At 69.2% G+C, this 25,220-nt stretch carries 18 protein-coding genes and 1 pseudogene; 7 read left to right on the top strand and 12 right to left on the bottom strand.

The features are described 5' to 3' along the window. Position 1: 1 nt before the first annotated feature. Positions 2–1,024 (top strand): alcohol dehydrogenase catalytic domain-containing protein, encoded by a 1,023-nt coding sequence (locus AABM41_01725; GenBank protein MEK6191027.1) that lies wholly within the window; start codon positions 2–4, stop codon positions 1,022–1,024. On the opposite strand, the gene AABM41_01730 is transcribed toward AABM41_01725, so the two are convergent. The 7 genes from AABM41_01730 to AABM41_01760 all read right to left on the bottom strand — a co-directional run bounded on the left by AABM41_01730 (position 1,021) and on the right by AABM41_01760 (position 14,755). Further along, positions 1,021–4,239, bottom strand: coding sequence for an adenylate/guanylate cyclase domain-containing protein (locus AABM41_01730; GenBank protein MEK6191028.1), 3,219 nt, complete (start codon positions 4,237–4,239; stop codon positions 1,021–1,023). The two genes, AABM41_01725 and AABM41_01730, sit on opposite strands and share 4 nt — an antisense overlap. Beyond that, positions 4,239–7,436, bottom strand: a complete 3,198-nt coding sequence (locus AABM41_01735) for an adenylate/guanylate cyclase domain-containing protein (protein MEK6191029.1) — start codon at positions 7,434–7,436, stop codon at positions 4,239–4,241. The genes AABM41_01730 and AABM41_01735 overlap by 1 nt, the downstream gene beginning before the upstream one ends. Then, positions 7,429–10,539, bottom strand: a complete 3,111-nt coding sequence (locus AABM41_01740; GenBank protein ID MEK6191030.1) for an adenylate/guanylate cyclase domain-containing protein — start codon at positions 10,537–10,539, stop codon at positions 7,429–7,431. Before AABM41_01740 ends, AABM41_01735 begins: the two co-directional genes overlap by 8 nt. A gap of 88 nt (positions 10,540–10,627) precedes the next feature. Then, a complete protein-coding gene (gene gltX / locus AABM41_01745; GenBank protein ID MEK6191031.1) occupies positions 10,628–12,133 on the bottom strand; it encodes a glutamate--tRNA ligase in 1,506 nt (501 codons plus the stop codon). A 212-nt stretch (positions 12,134–12,345) separates the two neighbouring features. Then, positions 12,346–13,032, bottom strand: coding sequence for an SGNH/GDSL hydrolase family protein (locus AABM41_01750; GenBank protein ID MEK6191032.1), 687 nt, complete (start codon positions 13,030–13,032; stop codon positions 12,346–12,348). A gap of 12 nt (positions 13,033–13,044) precedes the next feature. Continuing rightward, positions 13,045–14,130, bottom strand: a complete 1,086-nt coding sequence (locus AABM41_01755; protein MEK6191033.1) for an asparaginase — start codon at positions 14,128–14,130, stop codon at positions 13,045–13,047. Next, a complete protein-coding gene (locus AABM41_01760) occupies positions 14,090–14,755 on the bottom strand; it encodes a polymer-forming cytoskeletal protein (protein ID MEK6191034.1) in 666 nt (221 codons plus the stop codon). Before AABM41_01760 ends, AABM41_01755 begins: the two co-directional genes overlap by 41 nt. A 148-nt stretch (positions 14,756–14,903) precedes the next feature. Between AABM41_01760 and upp the strand changes: the two genes are divergently transcribed. The 6 genes from upp (at position 14,904) to AABM41_01790 (ending at position 19,930) form a co-directional block, all read left to right on the top strand. Then, complete coding sequence (upp, locus tag AABM41_01765; protein MEK6191035.1) at positions 14,904–15,563, top strand: uracil phosphoribosyltransferase; 660 nt, start codon at positions 14,904–14,906, stop codon at positions 15,561–15,563. Between the two features lie 311 nt (positions 15,564–15,874). Then, positions 15,875–16,291, top strand: coding sequence for an arsenate reductase ArsC (locus AABM41_01770; GenBank protein ID MEK6191036.1), 417 nt, complete (start codon positions 15,875–15,877; stop codon positions 16,289–16,291). Positions 16,292–16,347: 56 nt separating this feature from the next. Continuing rightward, complete coding sequence (locus AABM41_01775; GenBank protein MEK6191037.1) at positions 16,348–17,340, top strand: malate dehydrogenase; 993 nt, start codon at positions 16,348–16,350, stop codon at positions 17,338–17,340. Next, positions 17,337–18,686: a citrate synthase gene (locus AABM41_01780; GenBank protein MEK6191038.1), complete on the top strand. Its 1,350-nt coding sequence runs from the start codon at positions 17,337–17,339 to the stop codon at positions 18,684–18,686. Before AABM41_01775 ends, AABM41_01780 begins: the two co-directional genes overlap by 4 nt. Positions 18,687–18,701: 15 nt before the next feature. Further along, positions 18,702–19,481, top strand: coding sequence for an MBL fold metallo-hydrolase (locus AABM41_01785; GenBank protein ID MEK6191039.1), 780 nt, complete (start codon positions 18,702–18,704; stop codon positions 19,479–19,481). A gap of 2 nt (positions 19,482–19,483) precedes the next feature. Then, on the top strand, positions 19,484–19,930 hold the full coding sequence (locus AABM41_01790; GenBank protein MEK6191040.1) for a VOC family protein: 447 nt from the start codon (positions 19,484–19,486) through the stop codon (positions 19,928–19,930). Here AABM41_01790 and AABM41_01795 read toward each other — a convergent pair. The 5 genes and pseudogenes from AABM41_01795 to lgt form a co-directional block, all read right to left on the bottom strand. Further along, the gene (locus AABM41_01795) at positions 19,927–20,442 is read right to left on the bottom strand and encodes a hypothetical protein (GenBank protein ID MEK6191041.1); all 516 of its coding nucleotides are present in this window, start codon (positions 20,440–20,442) and stop codon (positions 19,927–19,929) included. The genes AABM41_01790 and AABM41_01795 overlap by 4 nt on opposite strands. Positions 20,443–20,458: 16 nt before the next feature. Next, positions 20,459–21,613, bottom strand: coding sequence for a cystathionine gamma-synthase (locus AABM41_01800; protein MEK6191042.1), 1,155 nt, complete (start codon positions 21,611–21,613; stop codon positions 20,459–20,461). Positions 21,614–21,626: 13 nt separating this feature from the next. Beyond that, positions 21,627–23,171, bottom strand: a complete 1,545-nt coding sequence (locus AABM41_01805) for a CoA-acylating methylmalonate-semialdehyde dehydrogenase (GenBank protein ID MEK6191043.1) — start codon at positions 23,169–23,171, stop codon at positions 21,627–21,629. Between the two features lie 147 nt (positions 23,172–23,318). Beyond that, a pseudogene (locus AABM41_01810) lies at positions 23,319–24,260 on the bottom strand (pyridoxal-phosphate dependent enzyme). 13 nt (positions 24,261–24,273) lie between these two features. Next, positions 24,274–25,152 carry a prolipoprotein diacylglyceryl transferase gene (gene lgt, locus AABM41_01815; GenBank protein MEK6191044.1) on the bottom strand — a complete coding sequence of 293 codons (879 nt, stop codon included), beginning with the start codon at positions 25,150–25,152 and terminating at the stop codon, positions 24,274–24,276. Positions 25,153–25,220: the final 68 nt, after the last annotated feature.

Here is a 25,220-nt window from a genome sequence, read left to right on the forward strand (position 1 = left end):
GATGCTGGCCGTCCGGACATACGCCGCCGGCGAGCCACTGCGACTCGAGGAGCTGCCCGTCCCCGTCCCTCACGGCACCGAGGTGCTGGTTCGAGTGGCCGGCGCAGGGGTGTGCCACACCGACCTCCACATCGCCCGGACCGATCTCATCAAGGTCGAACGGCCGATCACGCTGGGCCACGAAGTAGCCGGCTCGTTGGCGGCGGTCGGGCATGGGGCAGCACCGCTCCTGCGCCGGGTGAAGGTGCGCGAAGGCGATGCGGTGGCGGTATTCGGCGGCTGGGGTTGCGGGGAGTGCCGGGAGTGCCGCCGGGGAGAGGAGCAGCGCTGCGCGAGCGGCCGCTCCCCGGGGTTCCAGGTGGACGGCGGATACGCCGAGTACCTCTTGGTCCCCCATCCCCGCCACCTCATCCCGTTGGGCCAGCTGGATCCGGTGGAGGCCGCTCCCCTGGCTGACGCCGGGGTGACCTCGTTCCGCGCGGTCCGCCGCGCCGTTCCATGGCTGGCCGATGGGTCTCGGGCATTGCTCATCGGTCTGGGCGGGCTGGGCCAGTTCGCGCTCCAGTTCCTGCGACGGCTGCCGGAGGTGGTGGTGGGCGTGCGGGAGATCGACCCCGACAAGATCCAGATCGCGTCGCGGCTGGGCGCGGACGTGGGGTTCCTCGCCGGCGACGAGGAGCTTGTCTTCGCGGGGATGGGCGGGCCGGCGGACGTGGTGTTCGACTTCGTGGGATCCGATGAGACGCTGGCCCTGGCCGCGCGGTTCGTGGCTCCCGGCGGGCTCGTGTCGCTGGTCGGCGAGGCGGGCGGGCAGATGACGTTCTCGTTCGCGGCGCTCCCCGTGGAGGCGTCGCTCACCACCACGTCCTGGGGGTCACCTGACGACCTGCGCGACGTGGTCCAGCTGGCCCGCCGCGGCCGCCTCCGCTGGTCCGTGGATCGCATGCCGCTCCGCGAAGCCGCCGCCGCCCACGACCGACTGGCCGCCGGCCAGGTCCCCGGAAGACTGGTGCTCGTCCCCTAGGCTTCAGGCGCTGGACTGGTCACCTTACGCAACTGGGTCTGCGTCCGCTCGGCCATGACGAGGTTGCCCTTCCGCTGATAGAGATCCAGCGCCACCTCCAGCTCCGCCGCGGCTTCGGTATCCCGCCCTGCAAGATGAAGCACGTCCGCAAAATCGCCGTGGGCGTCGCCGATCATTTCCAGGAAGTCAGAACCCGCAACTGCCGCCACGGCTTCCCGACCCAGCTGCTCCGCGGCCTCGTACTCGCCGCGTCGGGCGAGGGCGCGCGCCGCCACGCCGAGCGCCGGTCCCAGGGCAGCGGGGTCGTCCTCCAGCCCCATCTCCCGGGCCAGCGTTGCCCAGTGCTCCGCTTCCTCATCGCGGCCGAGTTCGAGCATTGAGCGCGAGAGGTGGGCGGCCACGGTATTGGCGAAACCCCGATACCCAAAGGCCGTCATGGTTTCGTAGCCGGCGAGTTCCAGCTCGGCAGCTCGCGCGGTATTCCCCGCCAGCAGCTCGGCGGGGCCCATGTGATGACCTTGGAGCGAGGCGAGATACACGCGGGCTCCGAGTTGCTCGAGAATCGCCCATTCCTCGTCGAACGCCTTCCGAGCTTCGTCGAACTGACCCTGCTGCGACAGCATCGCGCCGTACTGGCGCGCAATTCGGATCGCTCCCAGACTCCGCGGATCGCTCATATCAGCGCGAAGCCGCTGCACCAGGTCGATCCCTTCTGGGACGGGGGTGGGACCCCAATATGCGAACGCTGCGATCCAACGTCGGATCTCGTCGCCAAGCCGTCCGAGTCCTATCGGAGTGGGCAGCAGCTCCTGCGCCAGACCCAAGGCACTCTGCGCCTCCCCACCCCAGAAGCGCAGCTTGGCGAGTTCAAGGCCGGCACGGGCCGCGCCCGCGTGGTCGCTGAGGGACGTAAGCGTTTGGCGGAGCCGGGCGGCGTCCTCCTGGAGCGCCAGAAGTGGATCGATCCCCATCGAGACGCGCGGGTGCAGGCGCAGCGTCTCGGCAATGGCGGCAGACCGCTCGTCGCCGATTCGCTCGGCGCTCAGGCGTGTCGCGACCAGGAAGGCATTGGCCTCTTCCGCTACACCCACCGAGGCCAGCGCCTCCCCGGCAAGCAATCGCCAGGCCATCGCTGAGGTCTCATCGGTCTCTAGGAGCGCGACCGCACGCTGGAGGAGGTTGGCTGCCGCGATGTTGTCGCCGCGCTCCAGCGCAGCGGCTCCCGCTGCTCCAAGGTGTGGCGCAGCCCGTCGCGCAAGGTCAGGCAGGCCAGGGTCCGCAAGATCCAGCTCGCGCCGGTAGCGCACGGCCTGCTCGAGGTGATAGCCGAGGATTGGGCGGTACTCATCGATTCGATCTCCGAGCGCCGGCTCCAGCCAGTCCGCGAACCGCTCGTGGAGCTCGGCTCGGCTCTGCTTGGCGATGGCCTGGTAGGCGGCATCACGAATGAGCTGGTGGCGGAACCGGAACGCCTCGCGGCCGGCGAGCTCTGCCCGGTCGGGGGCCACAAACTCCCGGCGAGTCAGGGTCAGGAGTGTCGGTCCAATCGATTCCCGCAGGCCGTCCGCAGTCAAGGCGGCCACCGCGTCGCGGTGGAAAACGGTCCCCTCCACCGCACCCCGCTCCAGGACGGCACGATCCGGCCCGGCCAGACCATCGAGCCGGGCTGAGAGGAGTGCCTGGATGGTCGGGGGGACCGCCAGGTTGGCAAGGTCCCGGCTGGCCGTCCAATTGCCGTTCGTCCTGGCCAGCGCCCCGTCGTCAATCAGCATCTCGAGCAGCTCCTCGACAAACAGAGGATTCCCCTCGGCCGCCGAGCGGATCCGGTCGAAGACCGTCGCCGGGAGCTCGGCCTCACCGAGCAGGTTGTCGATGAGGCGCCCCGTCTCGTCCGCGTTCAACGGCTCAAGCGAGATGATCGTCGCCGAGCGCTTGCCACCACCCCACGCCGGGCGCAATTCGAGCAGCTCCTGGCGGGCCAGCACGATGAGCAGGATGGGTGCTTCGCGAGACCAATCGGCGATGTGCTCGACCAGGTCCAGCAGCAGTGGCTGCCCCCACTGGAGATCCTCGAGAACGACGACTAACGGCCGGTCCCTGGCTAGACCCTCGAGGAATGAGCGGATAGCCCACGGGGTCTCGTCAGGCGCGGGCTCACCCCGGGTCAGACCGATGGCCTCGCCAACCCGCTCGGCAATCCGGTCGCGGTCGTCGTTCTCGCCCAACACGGCCGCGATGCGGGCCAGGTCGGTGGCCGGATCCCCTCCGGGGGCCTGACCGATGCCGGTCGACGCGCGCACGATCTCGGCGATCGGCCAGTAGGTGATCCCCTCGCCGTACGACAGACAACGGCCATGCACGACCCGAGCGCGGTCGCCGAGGGATGTGACGAACTCGTTGACCAGTCGCGTCTTCCCCACGCCCGCCGAGCCCAGAATCGTGAAGAGGTGTACTACCCGCTCATCCCGCACCTCCGCGAATGCCTCGTCCAGAAGGCGGCGGGGCCGCTCGCGGCCCACCATCGGCGAGTCCAGACGCCGTTCGTGGCCGGCGGCGGATCGGTCCACCACCAGGAGGCGGAACGTCTCGATGGGCGCCTGGCGACCCTTGACCGTCACCTCGCCCAAGGGCTCGACCTGGACGGCATCTCGCACGAGCTGATGCGTCTCGGCCGTGATCAGGATCTCGCCGGGTTGAGCGGTCTGCTGGAGGCGAGCCGCGACGTTCACCGCATCGCCGGTGACCAGTCGGGAGCCAGCCGTCGCGTCGCCGGCCACCACCTCGCCAGTGGCAATCCCGGTCCGCCAGGCAACGGCAGCCGACCCGCCGGTGATCGCGATCTCGCCCAGGGCTTCGCGGATCTCGGCGGCCGCTCGAACCGCTCGGAGGGCATCGTCCTCGTGGACGCGTGGGATGCCGAATACGGCCATGGCTGCGTCGCCGATGAATTTCTCGACCACGCCCCCATGGCTCTCGATGATGGCACTGACCTTGTCGAAAGAGCGGCTCAGCAGGCTGCGCAGCGTCTCGGGGTCGAGCTGCTCGCCCATGGCTGTCGACCCGACCAGGTCGCAGAACAGGACGGTCACGGTCTTGCGCGTCTCAGCGGATGGGGCTGCCACCATCTCGAGGGCTGCCCCGCAGGAGAAACAGAACCGAGCTTCGGCGGGGTTCTCCGTCCCGCAGTTGACGCATACGCGTCCTTGCTCAGCCATCACACGGTCCACTCGTCGATCAGGCGTTGTGTCCGCTCGATGAGGAAGGTCGCGCCCTTCTGCTCGTAGAGCGCCAGCGCCTCGCGAGCCGCGGCCAAGGCGTCGTCGGTCTTTCCTCGTTCCCGGAGAACGTGCGCCAGGTGGACTACCACGTCGCCGTGTTGGACGAGGTAGTCGGTCGTGGCCATGATCGCGGCCGCCTCCCGGGCCAAATCCTCAGCCGCGATGTGGTCGCCCCGGCGAGAGAGCACCCTCGCCTGCACCGCCCGGCCGCTGGCCTGCGAGGTCACGTCGTCGGTCGACGATGTGTCGCGGGCGATCGCGCCAAACCGCCACGCCTCGTCGTCGTCACCAAGATCGAGGAGGACCTCACCAAGCTCTGCGCCGAACGTCGAGGCGAATGACCGATCCCCAATCGCGGTCATGACCTCGTACGACTCCCGGATCAGACGAGCGGCCTCGGCGAAGTTGCCGGCCAGGTGCTCAATCTTGCCTTCCGCGCCAAAATTCGAGGCAAGCTGAACCCGGTTGCCAAGTTCCTCAAAAGCGGCGCGGGCCCGGGCACACAGCTCGCGGGCCTCGGCGAACCGCCCTTGGAGGCCTCGCAGGCGGCCGATGCCGCGGTTGGCGCCCTCCATTGACGGCGCTCCCCGGCCGCGGTCAACCTGAGCCTGAAGTCCGGCAACGGCGTCCTCAACCAGCGTCGGGCCATGGACCAGGGAAATGCCCCATGCCATCCGGGCCTCACGCTGCCATAGCTCATCCCCGTCGCCCAGCTCGACCAGGGCCTGCGCCAGTCGCGTCGCCTCGCCTGCCCGGCCCATGGCGAATAGCAGGAATGCGGCCCATGCCTGCGCCAGGCGCGCTCCCGCATCGTCACCGACCCGTGCCAGGATGGCGGCCAGCCGCTCCGTTTCGCGGAGTGATTCGGCTTGCTCGGTGGACCGGGTCGACGCACGAACCGCAATCAGCGCGAGGGCGGCCAGCGCGCTCGACCCCTCGTCACCGGCGCGATCGGCCTCGACGATGGCGTCGGTCAGGATCCGCTCGGCGCGCGGCCCATCGCCAGCTTCGTAGCACCGGTCACCGAGTCGGAAGAGCAGCCGTCGTCGTCGTGGCAGGTCGTCCGGCAGCAGCTCGACGGCACGACCCAGGAGGTCGACGGTGGCTGGGGCGTCACCGCGGGCATCGGCCCGTTCTCCGGCGTCCGCCAGCAGCGTTCCGGCCCGGAGCGCAAGGTCCTGCGCGTGGGCGTCCGGCGGGCCCAGCTCGGCGCGGTAGCGGTAGGCCTGCTCGAGGTGGTATGCGACGATCTCCTCGTACTCGGCCAAACGGTCGGCCGCCACGCGCTCAAGCCACGCCGCGAACCGCTCATGCAGCTCGGATCGGGTCTGCTTGGCGAGAGCCTGGTAGGCAGCATCGCGGATCAGCAGATGGCGGAACCGATAGGCCTCCTCGCCCGCGAAAGAGGCCTGGTCGGGTCGGACCAGCTCCATGCGCATCAGGCTTGCCAGGCGATCGCGTACCTGCCCTCGCATCGGTTCGGGTGCCAGCTCGGTAACGGCCCCGCGATGGAACACCTTGCCTTCCACTGAGGCGCGCTCGATGACCGTCCGCTCCTCGCTGTTGAGCCCGTCCAGGCGGGCCGCGAGCAGGGCCTGGATGGTAGGTGGGATGGCCAGCTGGCGCAGGTCGGCCAGTGCGGACCACCCTTCACCGGCCGTCACCAGGAAACCATCGTCTATCAGCTTGCCGAGCAGTTCCTCGACGAACAGAGGGTTCCCCTCGGCGGCGTGGCTGATCTGGGCTCGGAGCTCGGCCGGTAGCTCGACCCGTCCCAGCAGGCTGGTGACCAGCTCCTCGCTCTCGACCTCGGAAAGCGGCTCGAGCGACATGGTGGTCACCCACCGCTTGCCGCCGCCCCAGGCCGGCCGTTTCTCCAGCAGCTCGGCGCGGGCCATGACAATCAGCAGGATCGGCGCATCGCGCGTCCAATCGGCCATGTGCTCGATCAAGTCCAGGAAGGTGGGCTCGCCCCAATGCACGTCGTCGAAGATGAGGACCAGGGGTCGGCCGCGAGCCAGGCCCTCGAAAGTCTTGCGGATGGCCCAGAAGATCTCGTCCGGCGCAGGTGGGCTGTCCTCGATGCCGAGCAAGCCACCCACGATGGCCGCGACCCGCTCGGCCTCCGGCTCGGTTCCCAGCACTTCGCGAAGCCGAGTCACTGCCGTCTCTGAGGGGGCACCTTCGGCGATTCCGGCTCCATGACGGATTGCCTCGGCCACCGGCCAGTAGGTGATGCCGTGGCCGTAGGCGAGGCACCGACCGGTGGCAACCTGGGCCTGGTCGCCAAGGGAACCGATGAATTCGTCCACGAGGCGCGACTTGCCGACCCCGGCGACTCCGAGAATGGTGAAGAGGTGGCAGATCCGCTCCTCGACTGCTTCGTGGAACGCGTCATCCAGGAGGCGCAACGGGCGGCGGCGCCCAACCAGGGGCGCCTCGAGTGGGCGAGTGTGGCGGCGCACCTCATCGGTCACGCCAACCAGCCGCCAGGCTGGAACCGGCTCGGTCTTGCCTTTGAGGGTCAACGGCTCGACCGAATCGGCTGTGACTGAGTTGCGAACCAGCGCGTGCGTGTCGGCGCCCAGCAGGATCTCGCCCGGCGCCGCCGCTCCCTCGAGGCGAGCCGCGACGTTCACGGCATCCCCGGTCACGATCCGCTGACCCCCACTGGCGTCCCCGGCCACGACCTCGCCCGTATTGATGCCCATCCGCCATTCGACTGTGGCTCCCCGATCGGCGCGGATCTCGGTGTCGAGCGCGGCCAGCCGGTCACGGATCTCGACAGCCGCGCGGCAGGCACGCAGCGCGTCGTCTTCGTGGACCACCGGCACCCCGAACACGGCCATCACCGCGTCGCCGATGAACTTCTCCACGACCCCGCCGTGGAACTCAATGACCTCGCGCATGACGTCGAAATAGCGAGTCATCAGGTTCCGCAGCGATTCGGGATCGATCCGCTCCCCGAGGGCGGTGGACGAGATGGCATCGCAGTACAGAACCGTCACTGTCTTGCGGGTTTCCGCCGCGGGAGGTGACGCGGCCTCGAGCGCGGCCCCGCATCCGTTGCAGAATCGCGAGCCGGCCGGATTTTCGGTCTCGCAGTTGGCGCAGACGCGTCCCGGTTCAGCCATCCGTCGTCCAATCGCCGATCAAGCGACCCGTCTGTTCAACGTAGAAGGTCGCGCCCTTCTGCTCATACAGGGCCAGTGCTTCGCGAACCGCCGACAAAGCCTCGTCCTCCTTGCCGGCCTCTCGGAGCACGTGGGCCAAGTGGACGAGCACCTCGCCGTGCGCGAGCAAGTAATCCGTCGGGCCGACCATGGCCGCCGCCTCGCGGGCCACGTCCTCCGCCTCCGGGTGCTGCCCGCGGGCCGATAGGACGCGCGCCTGCACCCCGCGCCCGCCGGCCTGCGACGTGATGTCGTCACTGGCCGACGTTTCGCGAGCGACCGTCGCAAACCGCCACGCCTCGTCAAGGTCACCATCCGCCAGGAGCGCGGTGGACAGCCCGACCGCGGTGGTTGAGGCATACCCCCGATCACCCAGGCCGATCTTCCGATCGTAGGACTCGCGGTAGTGGCGAACCGCCGACGCAGCGTCTCCCGAGAGCAGGGCGACGTGGCCCAGGGCCGCGTCCGTCTCCGTCAGCAGGAAACGATCGCCCAGCTCCTCCAGGCCGCGCGCCGCTCTCGCGATCCGCTCGCGCGCATCCTCGAAAGCGCCCTGCACGGTCAACAGCCGACCGATCCCAAGGTCTGCGCCGGGGCTGTACTCGTTGCTGACCAGGTCTTCAATGAGCCGAATTGCCTCGTCACACGGCGTGGGCCCGAATACCGCGGCCGCTCCAATCTGGACCCGCGCCTCGCGTTGCCAGGGGCCCACACTTCCCGGCCGGTCGAGAGCCGCCCGCGCTCGCGTGGAGGCTTCGCCCGCTCGACCCATGGTGAACAGGGCCCACGTGGCGACGAGCTCGGCCAGGCTGGCCCCGACCACATCGCCCAGGGAGGCGAGGACGTCTCGCAGGCGTTCCGCCTCACGCATCGCGTCAGACGCGGACTTCGACTCGGTGGAGCTACGCAACTCGACCAACGCAAGTTCGGCCCACGCGCGCGCCCGGTCATCGCCAGCCTGTGTCGCGTCGGCCACGGCTTCCACCAGCAGACGGTCAGCCCGGGCAGCCTCGCCGACGGCCGGCAGGCGGCGGGCCAGCAACACCATGATGACGCCCCGTTCGGGAGCGTCATGCGGCATGAGGTCGATGGCCCGGCCCAGCAGGTCCGCGGCGGCGGCGGCATCCGCGCGGAGGTCGGCGCGACGTCCGGCAGCCGCCAATAGGCCGCTGGCGCGGACGGCCAGCTCGCGCGCTCGAGCATCGGGGGGCCCCAGCTCGGCCCGATATCGGTAGGCCTGCTCAAGGTGATACGCCACAATTTCCTCGTACTCGGCGACCCGCTCGGCGGCGATGCGCTCGAGCCAGTCCGCAAACCGTTCGTGGAGCTCGGAGCGAGTCTGCTTGGCGAGGGCCTGATAGGCCGCATCGCGGATGAGCAGATGGCGGAACCGATAGGCCTCCTCTCCGGCGAATGAGGCCTGGTCGGGTCGGACCAGCTCCATTCGAAGCAGGGACGTCAGCCGATCGCTCACCCGCAGCTTGATCGGCTCAGGCGCCAGCTCGATGACCGCGCCGCGATGGAACGTGTTGCCCTCCACCGAGGCGCGCTCGATGACGGTCCGCTCCTCGCTGTCCAGGCCGTCCAAGCGGGCCGACAACAGCGCCTGAATGGTTGGCGGGATCGCCAGCTCACCGAGGTCACGAGCGGCGAGCCAGCTGCCATCGGCCTTGGTCAGGAAGCCGTCGTCGATGAGCTTGGCGAGCAGCTCCTCCACGAACAAGGGATTGCCCTCGGCAGCGCGGCTCACCCGACGTCGCACGTCGGGCGGCAGCTGCGCCTGCCCGAGCAGGCTGGTCAGCAGCTCCTCGCTCTCACCTTCGGACAGGGGCTCGAGCTGAACGGTGGTCGACCAGCGTTTGCCGCCGCCCCACGCCGGCCGTTTCTCGATCAGCTCCGACCTGGCCATCACGAGGAGCAGGATTGGGGCGTCTCGGGTCCAGTCGGCGATGTGCTCCACGAGGTCCAGGAACGTCGGCTCGCCCCATTGGCAGTCGTCGAACACGAGCACCAACGGACGTTGACGGGCAAGACGCTCGAAGGTCTTGCGAATGGCCCAGAAGATCTGCTCGGGCGCCGGGCTGGCAGCCTCCAGGCCGATGATGCCCGCCACGCTCTCGACGATTCGCTCGGCCTCGGGTTCCTCGGCCAGGAGGTGGTTCAGCCGATCACGGGCAACCTCCGCTCCATCCTCCTCCCGAATGCCGGCCCCGTTCCGGATGGCCTCTGCAACGGGCCAGTACGTGATCCCGTGGCCATACGCGATGCATCGGCCGGTCGCCACCTGTGCCTGCTCACCCAATGAGCCGATGAACTCGTCCACAAGCCGTGACTTTCCGACTCCGGCCACCCCCAGGATCGTGAACAGGTGGCAAATGTGCTCGTCGATCGCCTCACGGAACGCCTCGTCCAGGAGGCGCAGGGGCCGTTGTCGACCGACCAGCGGCGCCTCGAGCGGGCGGGTGTGGCGGCCGACGGTGTCGACGACGTCGGAGAGGCGCCAGGCATGAACCGGCTCGGCCTTGCCCTTCAGGATGAGTGGCTCGACGGCCTCGGCCGAGACGGCCGAGCGAACCAGGGCGTACGTGTCAGCGCCCATCAGGATCTCGCCGGGGGCGGCCGCACCCTCCATGCGCGCCGCGACATTCACCGCATCCCCCGTCACGATCCGCTGCGCCGCGCTCCCGTCTCCCGCCACCACCTCCCCGGTGTTGATCCCCATCCGCCACTCCACGGTGGCGCCCCGCTCGGCGTTGATGCCGGCGTCGAGGCCCGCCAGCCGGTCGCGGATCTCCACCGCTGCCCGACAGGCGCGCAGCGCGTCATCCTCGTGGACCGTCGGCACCCCGAACACGGCCATGACGGCGTCGCCGATGAACTTTTCGACCACCCCGCCATGGAACTCGATCACCTCGCGCATGACGTGGAAGTAGCGGGTCATGAGCGACCGCAGGGACTCGGGATCGATCCGCTCCCCGAGCGCCGTGGACGAGATGGCATCGCAGTACAGGATCGTGACCGTCTTCCGGGTCTCGGCCTGGGGAGCGGAAGCCTCGAACGGCATAGCGCACGAGGAGCAGAACCGCGAACCGGGCAGGTTTGCTGCTCCGCAGGACGGACAGGCGACGGTCGCGGTCACCGGAGCCGGGCCCTCACGCCAGAGCCCCGGCCCGCAGCCGCTCCAGCGCCGCATCCAGGCGGGCCAAGGTTCGCTCGCGGCCCAACAGGACCATGGAGCCGAAGAGGGGCGGCGAGACGGCCTTCCCCGTTACCGCCAGCCGGAGGGGTCGGAAGAAGTCGCCGGCCTTCCAGCCCAGCGCGTCGGCAGCACCACGTGCGGCCGCCTCCAGCACCTCGGCCGACCACTCCCCGCACGCCACCAGCGCATCGCGCGCGACCCCCAGCGCGTTAGCCACCTCGGCGGCGTCCCGGCCCTTGGGCAGGAGTGCGTCCACGCTCCACCAAGAGGCCACCACGTCGTCGGATTCGGCCAGGAACCCGGACAGCTCGACCGCATCGGTCAGGCGCACCATCCGCTCGCGCAGCAGGGGCACCAGCCCGGCGAGTGTCGCGTCCGAGATCGCCTCCGGCAGCGGCGGCCGCAGCCGCGACGCCAGGTCCGCATCGGTCAGGGAGCGGATGTAGACCCCGTTGAGGTGGTCGAGCCGGCCGCGATCGAAGACCGCTCCCGCTTTGTGGACCGCCCCGATCTCGAACCGCGCGGCCAGCTCGTCCAGGCTGAAGATCTCCTCCTCGGTCCCCGGCGACCAGCCCAGGAAGGCCAGGAAGTTGACCATCGCCTCGGGCACGTAACCCTCAGCCCGGTAGTCGCTGATCGCGGTCTGCGACTTCCGCTTGCTCATCTTGGACCGATCCGGATTCAGGATGAGCGGGATGTGCCCAAAGACCGGCTCCCGATAGCCAAGGGCGCGGATGAGGGCGATGTGCTTGGGGGTGTTCGAGAGGTGGTCCTCGCCCCGAATGACGTGGCTGATCTCCATCGCCTCATCGTCAATGACCACTACGAAGTGGTAGAGCGGCACGCCATCCGCCCGCACGATCACGAAGTCGCCCAGGAGGGCGTTGTCGAACTCGACCTCGCCCCGGATCAGGTCGTCGAAGCGGATGGTCTCCGGCGGGACCCGGAAGCGGAGGGCTGGGCGGCGACCCTCGGCCACGAAGGCGGCCCGATCGGCATCGGTCAGGCGCAGGCAGCGCCCGTTGTAACGGGGGGCTTCCCGGTGGGCCTCCTGCTCGCGCCGGACGGCGTCCAGCTCTTCGGGGGTGCACCAGCAGTGATAGGCGGCTCCGCTCTGCAGGAGCCGATCCGCCTCGCGGGCGTATCGGTCCATGCGCAGGCTCTGACGGTAGGGTCCGAATGGACCGATGTCCTCGCCGCCTGCCGCCTGCGGACCCTCGTCCCAGGTGATCCCCAGCCAGTGGAGGTTGTCGAGGATGTCGTGCTCGAATTCGGGCGTGCTGCGGGCCTGGTCCGTGTCCTCGATGCGGAGCACGTAGGTCCCGCCGGTCGCGCGCGCGAACAGGTAGTTGTAAAGGCTGGTCCGCGCCGTGCCGATGTGCAGCGGCCCGGTGGGGCTGGGCGCCATCCGGACCCGGATTGGTCGCTCGTCAGGGTTTGGTGGGCGGGGCACGCTCATGGGCTCCGCGATGGTACCGCCCGGCCCGCCGCAATAGACATACGGAGGCACTGCCATGGTGCAGCGTCGGAGGCGCCCACCACGGTTGAGCGTCGCATCACGGGCATTCGTGCTATCGCGCTATCGCGCTGCACGATGTCCCGAATGGTTGTGACAGGAGGTAGGCGCGAGGCAAGAGCCAGCGCCGCGGTTCGCAGCGACCGCCCTGTAACTCACGACCCGGCCAGCAACTCCTGGACGACGGGCTGGATGGCATCGACCCACAGGGCGTACTGGGCCCCGCTGGGGTGGAGTCCGTCGCCGGCCACGAGCGAAGGATCCGAGGCGACGCGGCGCGAGATCTCATATATGTCCGGCACGAAGACGATGCCCCGCGCCTCGGCCGCCACGCGGAGCACGTCGTTGAAGCGGGCGATCTCTGCGCTCTGCTGGGCGGGGTTGCCAAACGAAGAGCCCGCGGGCGTCAGCGTGTAGTCCGGAGTCGCCACGGCCACGATGCGCGTGGGCGGCAGCCGCTCGAGCAGCGCATCCAGGATGAGGTCGACATTTGCTGCGTAGGTCGCTTGTGGAACGCCGCGCACCACGTCGTTGACGCCGATCTGGACGGTGACGAACTCCGGATGGAGGTCATCGAGGGCTGGCAGCTCGGCGGCGATCAGATCATCGGTGCTGTACCCGTTGACCCCCAGGTTGGCGGCCAGCTCGAGGCGGCCGTCCAGGCGGGCCACCAACTGGCTGGGCCAGCTGTCGGTCGAGGAGACTGCGGTGCCGATGGTGTACGAATCCCCAAGCGCGACATAGCGCGCGCCCATTAACGACGGGGTCGGCTCGGCGGTCACGGTGCACGCGGCGCCGACGAGCAGCGCGACGGCCAGCGCGGTGAGGTCACGTCCGCTCATCACCCTGGGGCGTCAGCGGGCCAGGGTGAACGCGGCCCTCACCTCCCCGACCACCTCGCCACGGGCCAGGTCGCGGATCGGCGGGGCGGCATAGGCGGCCAGCTGGGACAGCTCCACTTCCCCCAGGAGGCCGATCTGGCGCAGCGTCTCGCAGGTGGCGGCGGCGCCTGCCCGGCGGGCCGCGTCGCCGTCCTCGATCTTCACCGCCACCCCGGCCGCGGGCGCATCGGCGCCCATCCCACCCGGCAGCAGGCCCACGCAGCGCAGCCCCTCGGCACCGCCCTTGGCCACCAGCCGCCCGGCCGCGGCCCGCATGAGATCGGTGTCGAATTGCCGGCGCTCCCCGGACACCAGCTCGGGATGGGCCAGCATTGCGTCGCGGATGCGGGTCAGCGCATCGCGCAAGGTGGCATCGGTCAGGCCGGTCGGATCAGCCAGGCGCGCGTAGGCGCGCGCGATGGCGTGCAGGGGTATCGCGAAGCTGACCACGCCGCAGCCGTCGGTCGCGGTCGCGATCCGGCGGGCCGGGACGCCGGACACCGCTGCCACGGTCTCCAGGGCCAGCTGCTGGATCGGGTGGTCGGGCTGCCAGTAGGTGTCCACGTCCCAGCCGGCGGCCTTGGCATGCAGGGCCATGGCGGCGTGCTTACCGGAGCAGTTGTGGCGCAGTTCGTTCGGCGGTTCACCGTCACGGGCCAGGCGCTGGGCGGTCTCCGCATCGAACGGGGTATGCGTTCCGCATTGGAGGGCGGATCGGCTCAGTCCGCCGGCCCGCAGCGCGCCCTGGACGAGGCGCACGTGGCGGTCCTCGCCGGCGTGGCTGGCGGCCATCACGGCCAGCGTCTGGACCGGATCGGGGAAGTTGTAGGCGTCGAAGCGCCCGGACGCGACAAACGGGGCCAACTGGAACGGCTTGGCTGAGGAGCGGAGGAAAGTCGGCTCCTCCGGGTCGCCCAGATGGGCGACGCGCGCGCCGTCGGCGTTGACGACGGCGATGGACCCGCGATGCCGGGACTCGACCCGATCTCCGCGAGTGACCTCGACGGTGAGTGCGGGGCTACCGGTCGGCGTCGCCGGGACCGGTGGGCTGCCGGGCATTGCCGGCGCCGGCTCGGGCCGGTTCGCCAAGGATCTCCTTGGAGAACAGGGCGTCGGCATCAGCGGATTCGGCGAGCTTGGCGGAGCCGGCGGAGGCCGGTGAGGCTGCCCCGCCGCTCCCCGACTTGGCCGATGCGGATCCACTCTCGGCGCTTGCCCCCGCGCCGGGACCCGGAGCGCCCTCGGCCGGCGTCTTGCGGGTCATGATGACCGACCCCTCGAAGAAGGCGCCTTCCTTGATGACCAGGACCTGGGTCTTGATCTCGCCCTTGACCCGCCCGGTCGAGCCGATCTCGAAGCGGCCACCGGAGTCCACGTTGCCCTCGTAGTCACCATTTACGACGACGTTGTGGGCCTTGATGCTGGCGCGCACTCGGGCTTGGGGACTGAGGACCAGGGTTCCCTGGCACTCGATCTCGCCCTGCGCCTCGCCGTCGATGCGCAGGTCACGGTCGCTGACGAACTTGCCGTTGAAGCGCGCATGGGAATCGAGGATGCCCTCGCTCGCATCCCGACGTGAGTCGGCCGGCGAGCCCGTCGACGGCTCGCCCGGAGCGTCTGAGTACAGGGATCCGATCAACTCTTCCTGCGGCGCGTCCCGTGGGTCACGTTTCCCAAAGACCATGTGCACATCCTCTCGCTGCGGGCGGGCGGGCACGCGAGGCGCACGCACGCGATTCGTGTGGATGAATAGCGTATCAGCCTCACGCGCTGTCGGGTAGTCCGCCGGCCACAACCCCGGCCGTATTCCGGCGGGGCTAGAATCGCCGCCGATGCCCGAGCCTCTCCCCGCCACCGTGCACGCCTCTTCTCACCCGCTGGTTGCCCACAAGCTGTCGCTCCTGCGGGAGCGGAACACCGAACCCAAGGTGTTCCGCGAGCTGGTCCGCGAGCTGTCGTGGCTGCTGGGCTACGAGGCCATGGCCGACCTGACCACCGAGTCGTATCGGCTGGAGACGCCGCTGGAGCCGATGACCGGTGCGCGACTGGAAACCAAAGTCGGCCTGGTCCCGGTATTGCGTGCGGGTCTGGGGATGGTGGAGGCCATGCTGGAGCTGATGCCCATGGCCGAGGTCTGGCATATCGGCCTGTACCGTGACGAGCGGACCCTCAAGCCGGTCGAGTACTACAACAAGCTCCCTGATGCGGCCACCGTGCAGGTCTGTCTCATCCTGGATCCGATGCTGGCCACCGGCGGCTCGAGCGCGGCGACGGTTGACATCCTGAAGGCCTGGGGTGCGGCGCGCATCAAGCAGGTCTCGCTGATCGCCGCGCCGGAAGGGATTGCCACGTTGAACACGGCGCATCCCGACGTCGAGATCCACGTGGGGGCGGTCGACCGCCAGCTGAATGAGCGGGGCTACATCATGCCGGGCCTGGGCGACGCCGGCGACCGCCAGTTCGGGACCTTCCCGCCCTCGTCAGGAGCTTGACCGCGTATCACAACCATTCGTGATATCGCGCTATCGCGCTGCACGATGTCACGAAGTCATGTGAGGCGGAGTTGGATGCCCTGGCGAGCGGAGCGCGCCGTAGACGACGAAATGTCCCGAAGTGACCGCCCTCAGGCCGTTGATGTGACTCGACGGCACCGTTGGCTGCCCCTTCGGGACGGGGGTAACGTTAGCGGCAGGTCGTGTGGGACGGCAATCGGCTTATCCCCGACTTTGAAAAGAGCGTTGACAATTGTCCACAGCCTATCCCCAGCAACGCACTTTGAACCGCGGTACGCTCTGAAAAACTGATGGCGCCCCACCGAATCCTGTTCCTGTGCCAGCACAACTCGGCACGCTCCCAGATGGCGGAAGCCATGCTCCGCGCCTGGGGAGAAGGCCACTTCGACGCGCATTCGGCGGGCATGGAGGCCACCGCGGTTCGACCCGAGGCAATTGCCGTCATGGACGAGCTCGGGATCGACATCCGCCACCAGGCGAGCAAGACCGTGGAGCGGTACATCGGGCAGTCATGGGAGGCCCTGATCCCAGTCTGCGAGGAGGCCTGCGAGGCATGCCCCTGGATTCCGGGGGCCAGACGTGTCGAGCGATGGATGTTCGACGATCCGTCGGCCGCAAGCGGCGACCAGGCGGCTCGGTTGGCGGAGTTCCGCCGGATCCGGGACGAGATCGCATTGGCGGTCCGCGATTTCATCGCGCGGGGCTGACCCATCCGAACGGGGGCAGGCGGAGGGGATACACTCGGGCCTCGCAAGGAGATCCGATGCCCGACCAGCGTGTGACGGTGGCGGTCACCGGCGCGGCCGGCCAGATCGGCTACGCGCTTGTGTTCCGCATCGCATCGGGCCAGATGTTCGGACCCCAGACCAGCGTCGAGCTGCGCCTGCTGGAGCTGGAGGCGGCCCTCCCGTCCCTGGACGGAGTGGCCATGGAGCTTGAGGACTGCGCATTCCCGCTCCTGGCCGGTGTGGTGACCACCGCCCGGCCCGATGAGGCGTTCCGCGGCGCCAATTGGGCCCTGCTGGTGGGCGCCGTCCCTCGTAGGCCGGGCATGGAGCGCAAGGACCTGCTGGGCGTAAATGCCGGCATCTTCGGCGCCCAGGGTCGGTCACTGGCCGCCAATGCCGCGGACGACGTCCGGGTTCTGGTGGTGGGCAATCCGTGCAATACGAACTGCCTGATCGCGTCCACGGCCGCTCCAGACATCCCTCGCGACCGGTGGTTCGCCATGACCATGTTGGACGAGACGCGGGGTCGAGCCCTGCTGGCCCGCCGCGCCGGTGCGAGCGTGGCCGAGGTGCGGGACCTGGTGATCTGGGGCAACCACTCTGCGACGCAGTTCCCCGACGCGTTCCACGCCACGATCGGTGGGCGTGCAGCCGCGGAAGTTATCAGCGACGACGTCTGGCTGCGGGGCGACTTCATCAGCACCGTCCAGCAGCGGGGAGCGGCCATCATCGCGGCCCGTGGCGCATCGTCGGCGGCCTCGGCCGCCAATGCGGTCATCGAGACGGTCCGCAACGTGGCCGCACCGACCGGGCAGATCTTCTCGGCCGCGGTTCCGTCTCCGGGCCGTGAAACCGGCTACGGCGTGCCGGCCGGGATCGTGTTCGGCTACCCGCTGCGCGGCGCCGGACCCGGCCAAGTCGAGATCGTGCAGGGCATCCAGCACGAGGAGTGGGCGGCGCAGCGGATCGCAACCACCCTCAACGAGCTGGTGGAGGAGCGGGACGCGGTGGGAGCGCTGGCCGCATGAGCGGCGACGGCCTGGGGGACGGCAAGGGCGACGGTCGGACCAGCGGCGAGACGCTGACCCGCCCCGACAAGGCATCGGTCAGGGTCGGCGACCAGGCAGCTGAACTGCCCATCGTGCGGGGCCGCGAGGGCGACGACGCGGTCGACATCGGTCAGTTGCGGTCAGAGACCGGCCTTGTCACCTTCGATCCCGGCTACAAGAACACCGCCGTCTCGACCTCCGCCATCACCTTCCTCGACGGCGAGGCCGGGATCCTCCGCTATCGGGGTTATCCGATCGAGCAGATCGCGGCTCGGTCCAGCTTCCTCGAGACGGCCTATCTCCTGATCTACGGGGAGCTACCCACCAAGGCGGAATACGGGGCCTGGCTGGACGACATCGTTCATCACACCCTCATCCACGAGGAAATGCGCCGCTTCTTCGACTCGTTCCCGTACGACGCCCATCCCATGGCGGTCCTGGCCTCCGGCACCGTGGGGCTATCGACCTTCTACCAGGGCAGCCACGACCCGTTCGACCGCACCGCGGTGGAGCTCACGATCCGGCGCCTGATCGCCAAGGTCCCCACCCTGGCCGCGTGGGCCTTCAAGAAGAGCATCGGCCAGCCGTACGTGTATCCCCGCAACGACCTGGACTACGCCCCGAACTTCCTGAACATGATGTTCGCGGTCCCGGCCGAGCCATACCAGGTCAGCTCGGTTGTCAGCGCCGCCCTGGAGCAGCTGCTGGTCATGCACGCCGATCACGAGCAGAACCTGTCCACCGCGACGGTCCGCAACGTGGGCAGCGGCCAGGGGAACCTGTACGCCTGCATCAGCGCCGGGATGAGCGCCCTGTGGGGGCCGCTGCATGGCGGAGCCAACGAGACGGTCATCAAGACCCTGGAGCGGATTGCGGCCGACGGCGGCAACGTCGCCAAATGGGTGGCCAGGGCCAAGGACCCCGAGGACCGCTTCAAGCTGCCCGGCTTCGGCCACCCGGTGTACCGCAACTTCGACCCGCGGGCTAACCTCATCAAGGCCACCGCTGACCAGGTCCTGGCCGCCCTGGGCGCCGACGGGGAGCTGTTCGAGATCGCCAAGCGGCTGGAGGAGACCGCGCTCAGCGACGAGTACTTCATCGAGCGCCGCCTGTACCCCAACGTCGACTTCTACTCGGGCCTCATCTACCGCGCCATCGGCTTCCCGAAGAACATGTTCACCGCGCTGTTCGCCATGGGACGGCTGCCCGGCTGGATCGCCCAGTGGAAGGAGATGATCGAGGACCCCGAGACCAAGATCGCCCGCCCCCGCCAGGTATACACCGGCGTGCCGGCGCGCGATTACGTTCCGATCGAGTCCCGCTGAGCGCACCGCGGATCCGTGCGCTTTACAGTCCTTGGGCGCTCGCCCGCCGTCCCGAACCCGGGTGAGGCGTGCGCCGGCTACCTGGTGGCCGGCGGGCGGAGCCGGGTCATGGTCGACATCGGTCCGGGCACGGTGGCCCAGCTGCTCCGACTCTGCAATCCGTCCGAATTGGATGCCGTCGTCATCAGCCACATGCATACCGATCACTTCCTCGACCTGGTGACCATGCGCTACTCGTTCCCCTGGAAGGACGAGGCCAATCCCAAGCTCCGGGTGTACCTCCCGCCGGGCGCGACGGGCCAGATGGAGATGGTGGCCCGCGGGGCAGGGTTTCCAGACTACTTCGCGCGCAGTTTTGCGTTCATCGAGCACGATGGGGCCGCCGCGCTGGAGATCGGCGACCTGCGCTTCGAGCCCACGCCGACCATCCATTTCGTCCCGACCTGGGGCTTCCGGGTCAGTTCGCGCGGACCCGATGACGGCGGGCGGGCGATCGCCTATTCAGCCGATTCCGCGCCCACGCCGACGCTGGACACGCTCGCCGACCGGGCCGATCTGTTCATCTGCGAGGCGGCCAACCGCACGCTGGCCGATGACGCCCCGCCCCCCGAGCGGCGCGGGCACCTCCTCCCAACCGAGGCAGGTGAAGTGGCCCAGCGCGCGGGCGTGGGACGCATGGTCCTGACCCACCTGCCGGTCGACTCGAACGGCGGGATGTGGGCCGTCAGCCAGGCGGCAACCACCTTCGAGGGCCCGGTCGAGGTGGCCGATACCCTCAAGGCTTGGGAGGTTTGAGCATGGAAGTCAAGGAGCTGGGCCACATCGTTCTGTACGTCGGTGACCTGAAGCGATCGCGGCACTTCTATGGAGACGTCCTGGGCTGGAAGCAGGTCGTGGAAATGGGCGACATGGCGGCCATCTTCTCGTCCGGGCGCACCCACCACGAGCTGCTGCTGCTGGAGGTCGGGCCATCTGCGGCTCCAGTGCCTGCCGGCCGACGGTTGGGCATGTACCACTTCGGGCTCAAGGTCGGCGAGACCGATGACGAGCTGCGCGAGGTGATCGACACGCTGCGGCGGGAGGAGGTGCCGATCACCGGGATGGCCGACCATACGGTCACCCATAGCGTGTACATCACCGATCCTGACGGCAACGAGATCGAGTTGTACATCGATGTGCAACCGGAGACCTGGCGCGACGACCCCACCGCCATCGTCGCCTCGACCAAGCCCCTCCGCCTTTAGCCCCCCAGCCGGGCCTGGGCGATCCAGCGGTCCCCGGCCCAGGTGGCCAGCCCCCACAGCACGCTGATGGCCAGGGTGGCCACCAGGATCGCGGCTCCCAGGACCAGGGTCCCGGCGCCGAACCCAGCCCCCAGCCCGAACGTCACCAGGCTCCCGAACACGATCGTCAGCATGGCCATGAACAGACCGATGCGGGCCGCGGTGAACACGAACCATGCCGCCGTGTGACCCTGGGCGCGGCCCGACAGCCACAGGACGGTGGGTCCAGTGGCGCCGTACAGGGCGACGTAGAACCCGAAATCGCTGAACAACGCTCCCGCTCCCAGCCGCTCCCCGAGGACCACGTTCGCGACCACCCAGGCCGCCAGCAGGGCGCTGCCCGCACCGACGAGTAGCAGCCACGCCAGGAGTAGCGTGGCGGTGCCGGCCGACAGCCGCTCCACCAGCTCCCCGGAGTCGGTTTCGACCAACTCGGTGGGGCCTTCCGGATTCGGCTCGGGGTCGGTGCTCATCGGTCCGGTCGGCAGGTCAGGTTGACGTCAGGGCCTGCTCCAGGTCGGCGACCAGGTCCTCGGCCGCCTCGATCCCGACCGACAGCCGCACCAGGTCGGCGGGGACCTCGAGCGGAGACCCGGCCACAGACGCGTGGGTCATGACGGCGGGCACTTCGACCAGCGACTCCACGGCTCCAAGCGACTCGGCCAGGGTGAAGACCCGCATCGCGCCGGCGACCCGGTTGGCCTCCGCCGCGCCGCCGGCCAGCTGGAACGAGAGCATGGCCCCGGGGAGGCGCATCTGGCGCTCGACCAGCTCGCGCTGCGGGTGGTTGGCCAGGCCGGGATAGTGGACCGCGCTGACCTCCGTCCGGCCGGTCAGCCAGTCGGCCAGGAGGGCGGCGTTGGCGCAGGCGCGGTCCATCCGGATCGCCAACGTGCGGAGGCCGCGCAGCACGAGCCAGCAGTCGAATGGGCTGGGTACCGCGCCGGCCGCGTTCTGGTGGTACCGCAGCTTCTCGGCCAGCTCAGCCGACCGGGTGGCGATCACGCCGCTCACCACGTCCGAGTGGCCGCCCAGGTACTTGGTTGCCGAGTGGAGGACCACGTCGGCGCCGAACTCCAGCGGTCGCTGGAGGTACGGCGTGGCGAAGGTGTTGTCGACCACGGTCAGCGCGCCGGCGGTGGCGGCCAGGCGGGTCACGGCGCTGATGTCCACCACCTTCAGCAGAGGGTTGGTCGGACTCTCCAACCAGACCATCCGGGTCTGATCGGTCAGTGCGGACGCCACCGCGTCGAGGTCCCGGAGGTCGACGACATCGACATTGACCCCGTATCGGGCCCAGACCTTCTGGGCGAGGCGCCAGGTGCCGCCATATACGTCGTCGCCGAGCAGGATGCGCTGGCCCGGATCAAGGAGATACAGCAGGTTCTGGGTGGCGGCCATGCCGGACGCGTACGCGACGCCGTGGGCCCCTCCCTCCAGCTCCGCCACCGCGCGCTCCAGGACGTCGCGGGTCGGGTTGCCGGTGCGGGCGTACTCGTACCCCATCCGCGGGCTGCCGACCGCGTCCTGTTGGAAGGTGGCCGCCGGCTGGATGGCCGGCACGACCGCGCCGGTCATGGGATCCGATTCGAACCCCGCGTGGACGGCAAGCGTCTCGAAGTGACGCTTGCCCGGGTCGCTCACGGGTAGCGGCGGGCTATCGGGTACGCGGGAAGCCGAGGTCGACCTTGCTGGTGCCCGGGTCGGGCCAGCGGGCGGTGACCACCTTGGCGCGGGTATAGAACTGGATGCCCTCGGGACCGTACATGTGCAGGTCCCCGAACAGCGAGTTCCTCCAGCCGCCGAACGAGTAGTACGCGACCGGGACCGGGATCGGGACGTTGATGCCCACCATGCCCACGTCGATGTCGAACTGGAACTGGCGGGCCGCCCCGCCATCCCGGGTGAAGATTGCCGTGCCGTTGGCATACGGGTTGTCATTGATCAGGCCCACCGCATCGGCGTACGAGTCAGCACGCACGACCTCCATCACCGGGCCGAAGATCTCGTTGCGGTAGCAGTCCATGTCGGGCGTGACCTTGTCCAGCAGCGACACGCCCAGGAAGAAGCCTTTGCCGTCCTGGTACAGCGGATGCTCGCGGCCGTCGACGACCAGGTCGGCCCCCTGGGCCGGCCCGCTGTCGAGGTAGGTGGCCACCTTGTCGCGATGCTCGCGGGTGATCAGCGGTCCCATCTCGGCCCCCGGCTCGTCACCGGGCGCGACCTTGATTTTCGGGAGGCGGAGCTTGATGGCATCGACCAGCGGTTCGGCCACGCCGCCCACGGCGACCACGACACTGATGGCCATGCAGCGCTCGCCGGCTGAGCCGTACGCTGCGGAGACCGCAGCATCGGCGGCCATGTCGATGTCCGCGTCGGGCAGGACCACCATGTGGTTCTTGGCACCGCCCAGGGCCTGGACCCGCTTCCCGTGGCGAGTGCCGGTCTCGTAGATGTGGCGCGCCACCGGCGTGGAGCCCACGAAGCTCACCGCCGCGATGCCCGGGTGCTCGAGGATGGCGTCGACCGCGACCTTGTCGCCTTGCACGACGTTGAACACCCCGTCCGGGACGCCGGCCTCCTTGAGCAGCTCACCGAGATAGACCGATGCGGACGGGTCCTTCTCCGACGGCTTCAGGACGAAGGTATTCCCGCACGCGATGGCGTTGCCGAACATCCACATCGGGACCATGGCCGGGAAGTTGAACGGCGTGATGCCGGCGGCCACGCCGAGCGGCTGGCGGATCTGGTACACGTCGATCCCGCCGCTCACTTGCTCGCTGAACGAGCCCTTGAGCAGGTGCGGGACGCCGGTCGCGAACTCCAGGTTTTCCAGGCCGCGGGCCACCTCGCCCATGGCGTCGGTGTGGACCTTGCCGTGCTCGGCGGTGAGGAAGGCGGCGATGTCGCCCCGGTGCTGGTCGACCAGGTTGCGGATGCGGAACAGGATCTCGGTGCGGCGGCTCAGGGACGTCGCGCGCCATGCCGGAAAGGCGGCCGCGGCAGCTTTGACTGCGGCGTCAACTTCCTCGACCGATGCGAAGTCGACCTCGCGCGCCAGCTGCCCGGTGGCCGGGTTGTAGACCGGGCCCCTGCGCCCCGAGGTGCCGGCCACGCGCTTGCCGCCGATCCAGTGGCTGACGCGCTCCAACGCCGGCCCCTTGGCCTGGTCAGCGGTGGGCGGCTGGGCAAGACGGGTCATACGTTGAACGGCTCCTGTTCGGTGCCGCTCAAGGGTACTGCGCCGCGCCCCCTGCGGCTATCGGTACCCGTGGGTCTCACCACGGCGGACGACGACCTCGGGGTGGGTGGCGCGCCAGTCGTAGTCGGCGACCTGCTCCTCCGCACCGAGGATCCCAGCCTCGCGCAGCCACGCGTCGTTGTAGAGCTTGCCGATGTAGTTGCGCCCCGAATCGGGCAGCAGCACCACGAATAGCGAATCGGGATCGTCCAGGTCCCGGGCAAGTTGCAACGCAGCCCACAGCGCGGTCCCGCCCGACTCCCCGACCAGGATGCCCTCGGCCTTGGTGGCGGCTCGAGCGGTGAGGAAGGCATCGCGGTCCGACACGCGCACGATGACATCGGCCATGTCGGGGTCGTAGGTGCCCGGCCAGAAGTCCTCGCCGACGCCCTCGGTCAGGTAGGGCCGGATCGGTCCACCGCTGAAGACCGAGCCCTCCGTATCGGCGCCGACCACCACCAGGTCAGGCTTCTGCTCCTTCAGGAAGCGGCCCGCTCCCGAGATGGTGCCGCCGGTCCCCAAGCCGGCGACGAAATGCGTGATCCGCCCCTCGGTTGCTTCCCAAATCTCGGGTCCGGTGGTCAGGTAGTGCGCCTCCGGGTTGGCGGGGTTCGAGTACTGGTCCGGCTTCCAGGCGCCTGGCGTCTCGCGCATCAGACGGTCGCTGACCTTGTAGTAGCTCCGCTCGTCCTCGGGATCGACGTCGGTGGGGCAGACCACCACCTCGGCACCGTAGGCGCGCAGCAACGCCCGCTTCTCCTCGCTCTGCTTGTCGGCCATCACGAAGATGCACCGATACCCCTTCACCGCGGCCGCCATGGCCAGTCCGACCCCGGTGTTGCCACTGGTGGGCTCCACGATCACGCCACCCGGCTTGAGCAGCCCTGCTCGCTCGGCGGCCTCGATCATGGGCAGTGCGATTCGATCCTTGACCGATCCGCCCGGATTGAAGGCCTCGAGCTTGGCAACGATGCGGGGCGTGACCCCCTCCGCCAGTCGGTCCAGCGCCACGATGGGCGTGCCGCCCACCGCCGCGGTGATGGAGGGCAGGACGCCCGGCCACTCAGCCAGTCTGGGGCTCCAGGGCGTCAGGCTGCGCTTCGACGGCCTGGCGCGCTTCCACCTCCGCGAGGTACGCGCCGGGCGTCCCCCACCCCCGGGCGTGCCGAATGATGATCACGGCTGCGCCGATCACCGCCGCGCCCACGCCGATGAGGATGGCCACCGGAATGCCGCCCACCTCCCAGTTCCCGGTACGGAAGGTCTCCAACACGGTCCGCACCGACCCGTACCACACGAAATACAGCATCGCGACGTCGCCGTCGTACAGGCGGCGGGCGAAGCGGCGGCCGACCCACAGCAGGACCCCCATCCCAACCAGGTTCAGGATCGCCTCGTAGGCGAACAGGGGGTGGAACAACGTGGAATCGACCGGGTACTGGTCAAGGTTGGTCCAGGGTGGGACGCGGTGTCCCTGGTCGATCGGAATGCCCCACGGCAGGTCGGTGGGGGGCCCGTACAGCTCCTGGTTGACGAAGTTGCCGATGCGGCCGATGGCCTGGGCCAGGAGCATGGCCGGCGCCCCGATGTCGATCCAACGCAAGAAGTTCAGGTGGTTGAATCGAGTGTAGGCGAAGAGCACGACCATCCCGCCGGCCACCCCGCCCGGGATCCCCAATCCGCCGTTCCAGACCTGTGGAATGAGCGCCGGGTCGGCGGAATAGAACTCCCACTGGTGGATGACGTGGTAGAGGCGGGAGCCGATGATCCCGCCCACGGCGGCGACCAGGAGCATGGTCCACACCCGCTCCGGATCCTCTCCCCGACGCCTCGCCTCGCGGGTGGCCAGCCAGGCGGCGGCCACGGCCGCCACCGCGAACAGGATGCCGTACCAGTGGATGTTGAAGGGGCCGATCCGGAGGGCGATCGGGTCGATGAACACTGCCCGCGGATTCTACCCGCAGACCTCCGCGGCCTTGCCACGGCAGCCTTCACAGCGCTGCGCGCTGC

Source organism: Chloroflexota bacterium (genome assembly GCA_038040195.1).
GTDB lineage: Bacteria > Chloroflexota > Limnocylindria > QHBO01 > QHBO01 > DASTEQ01.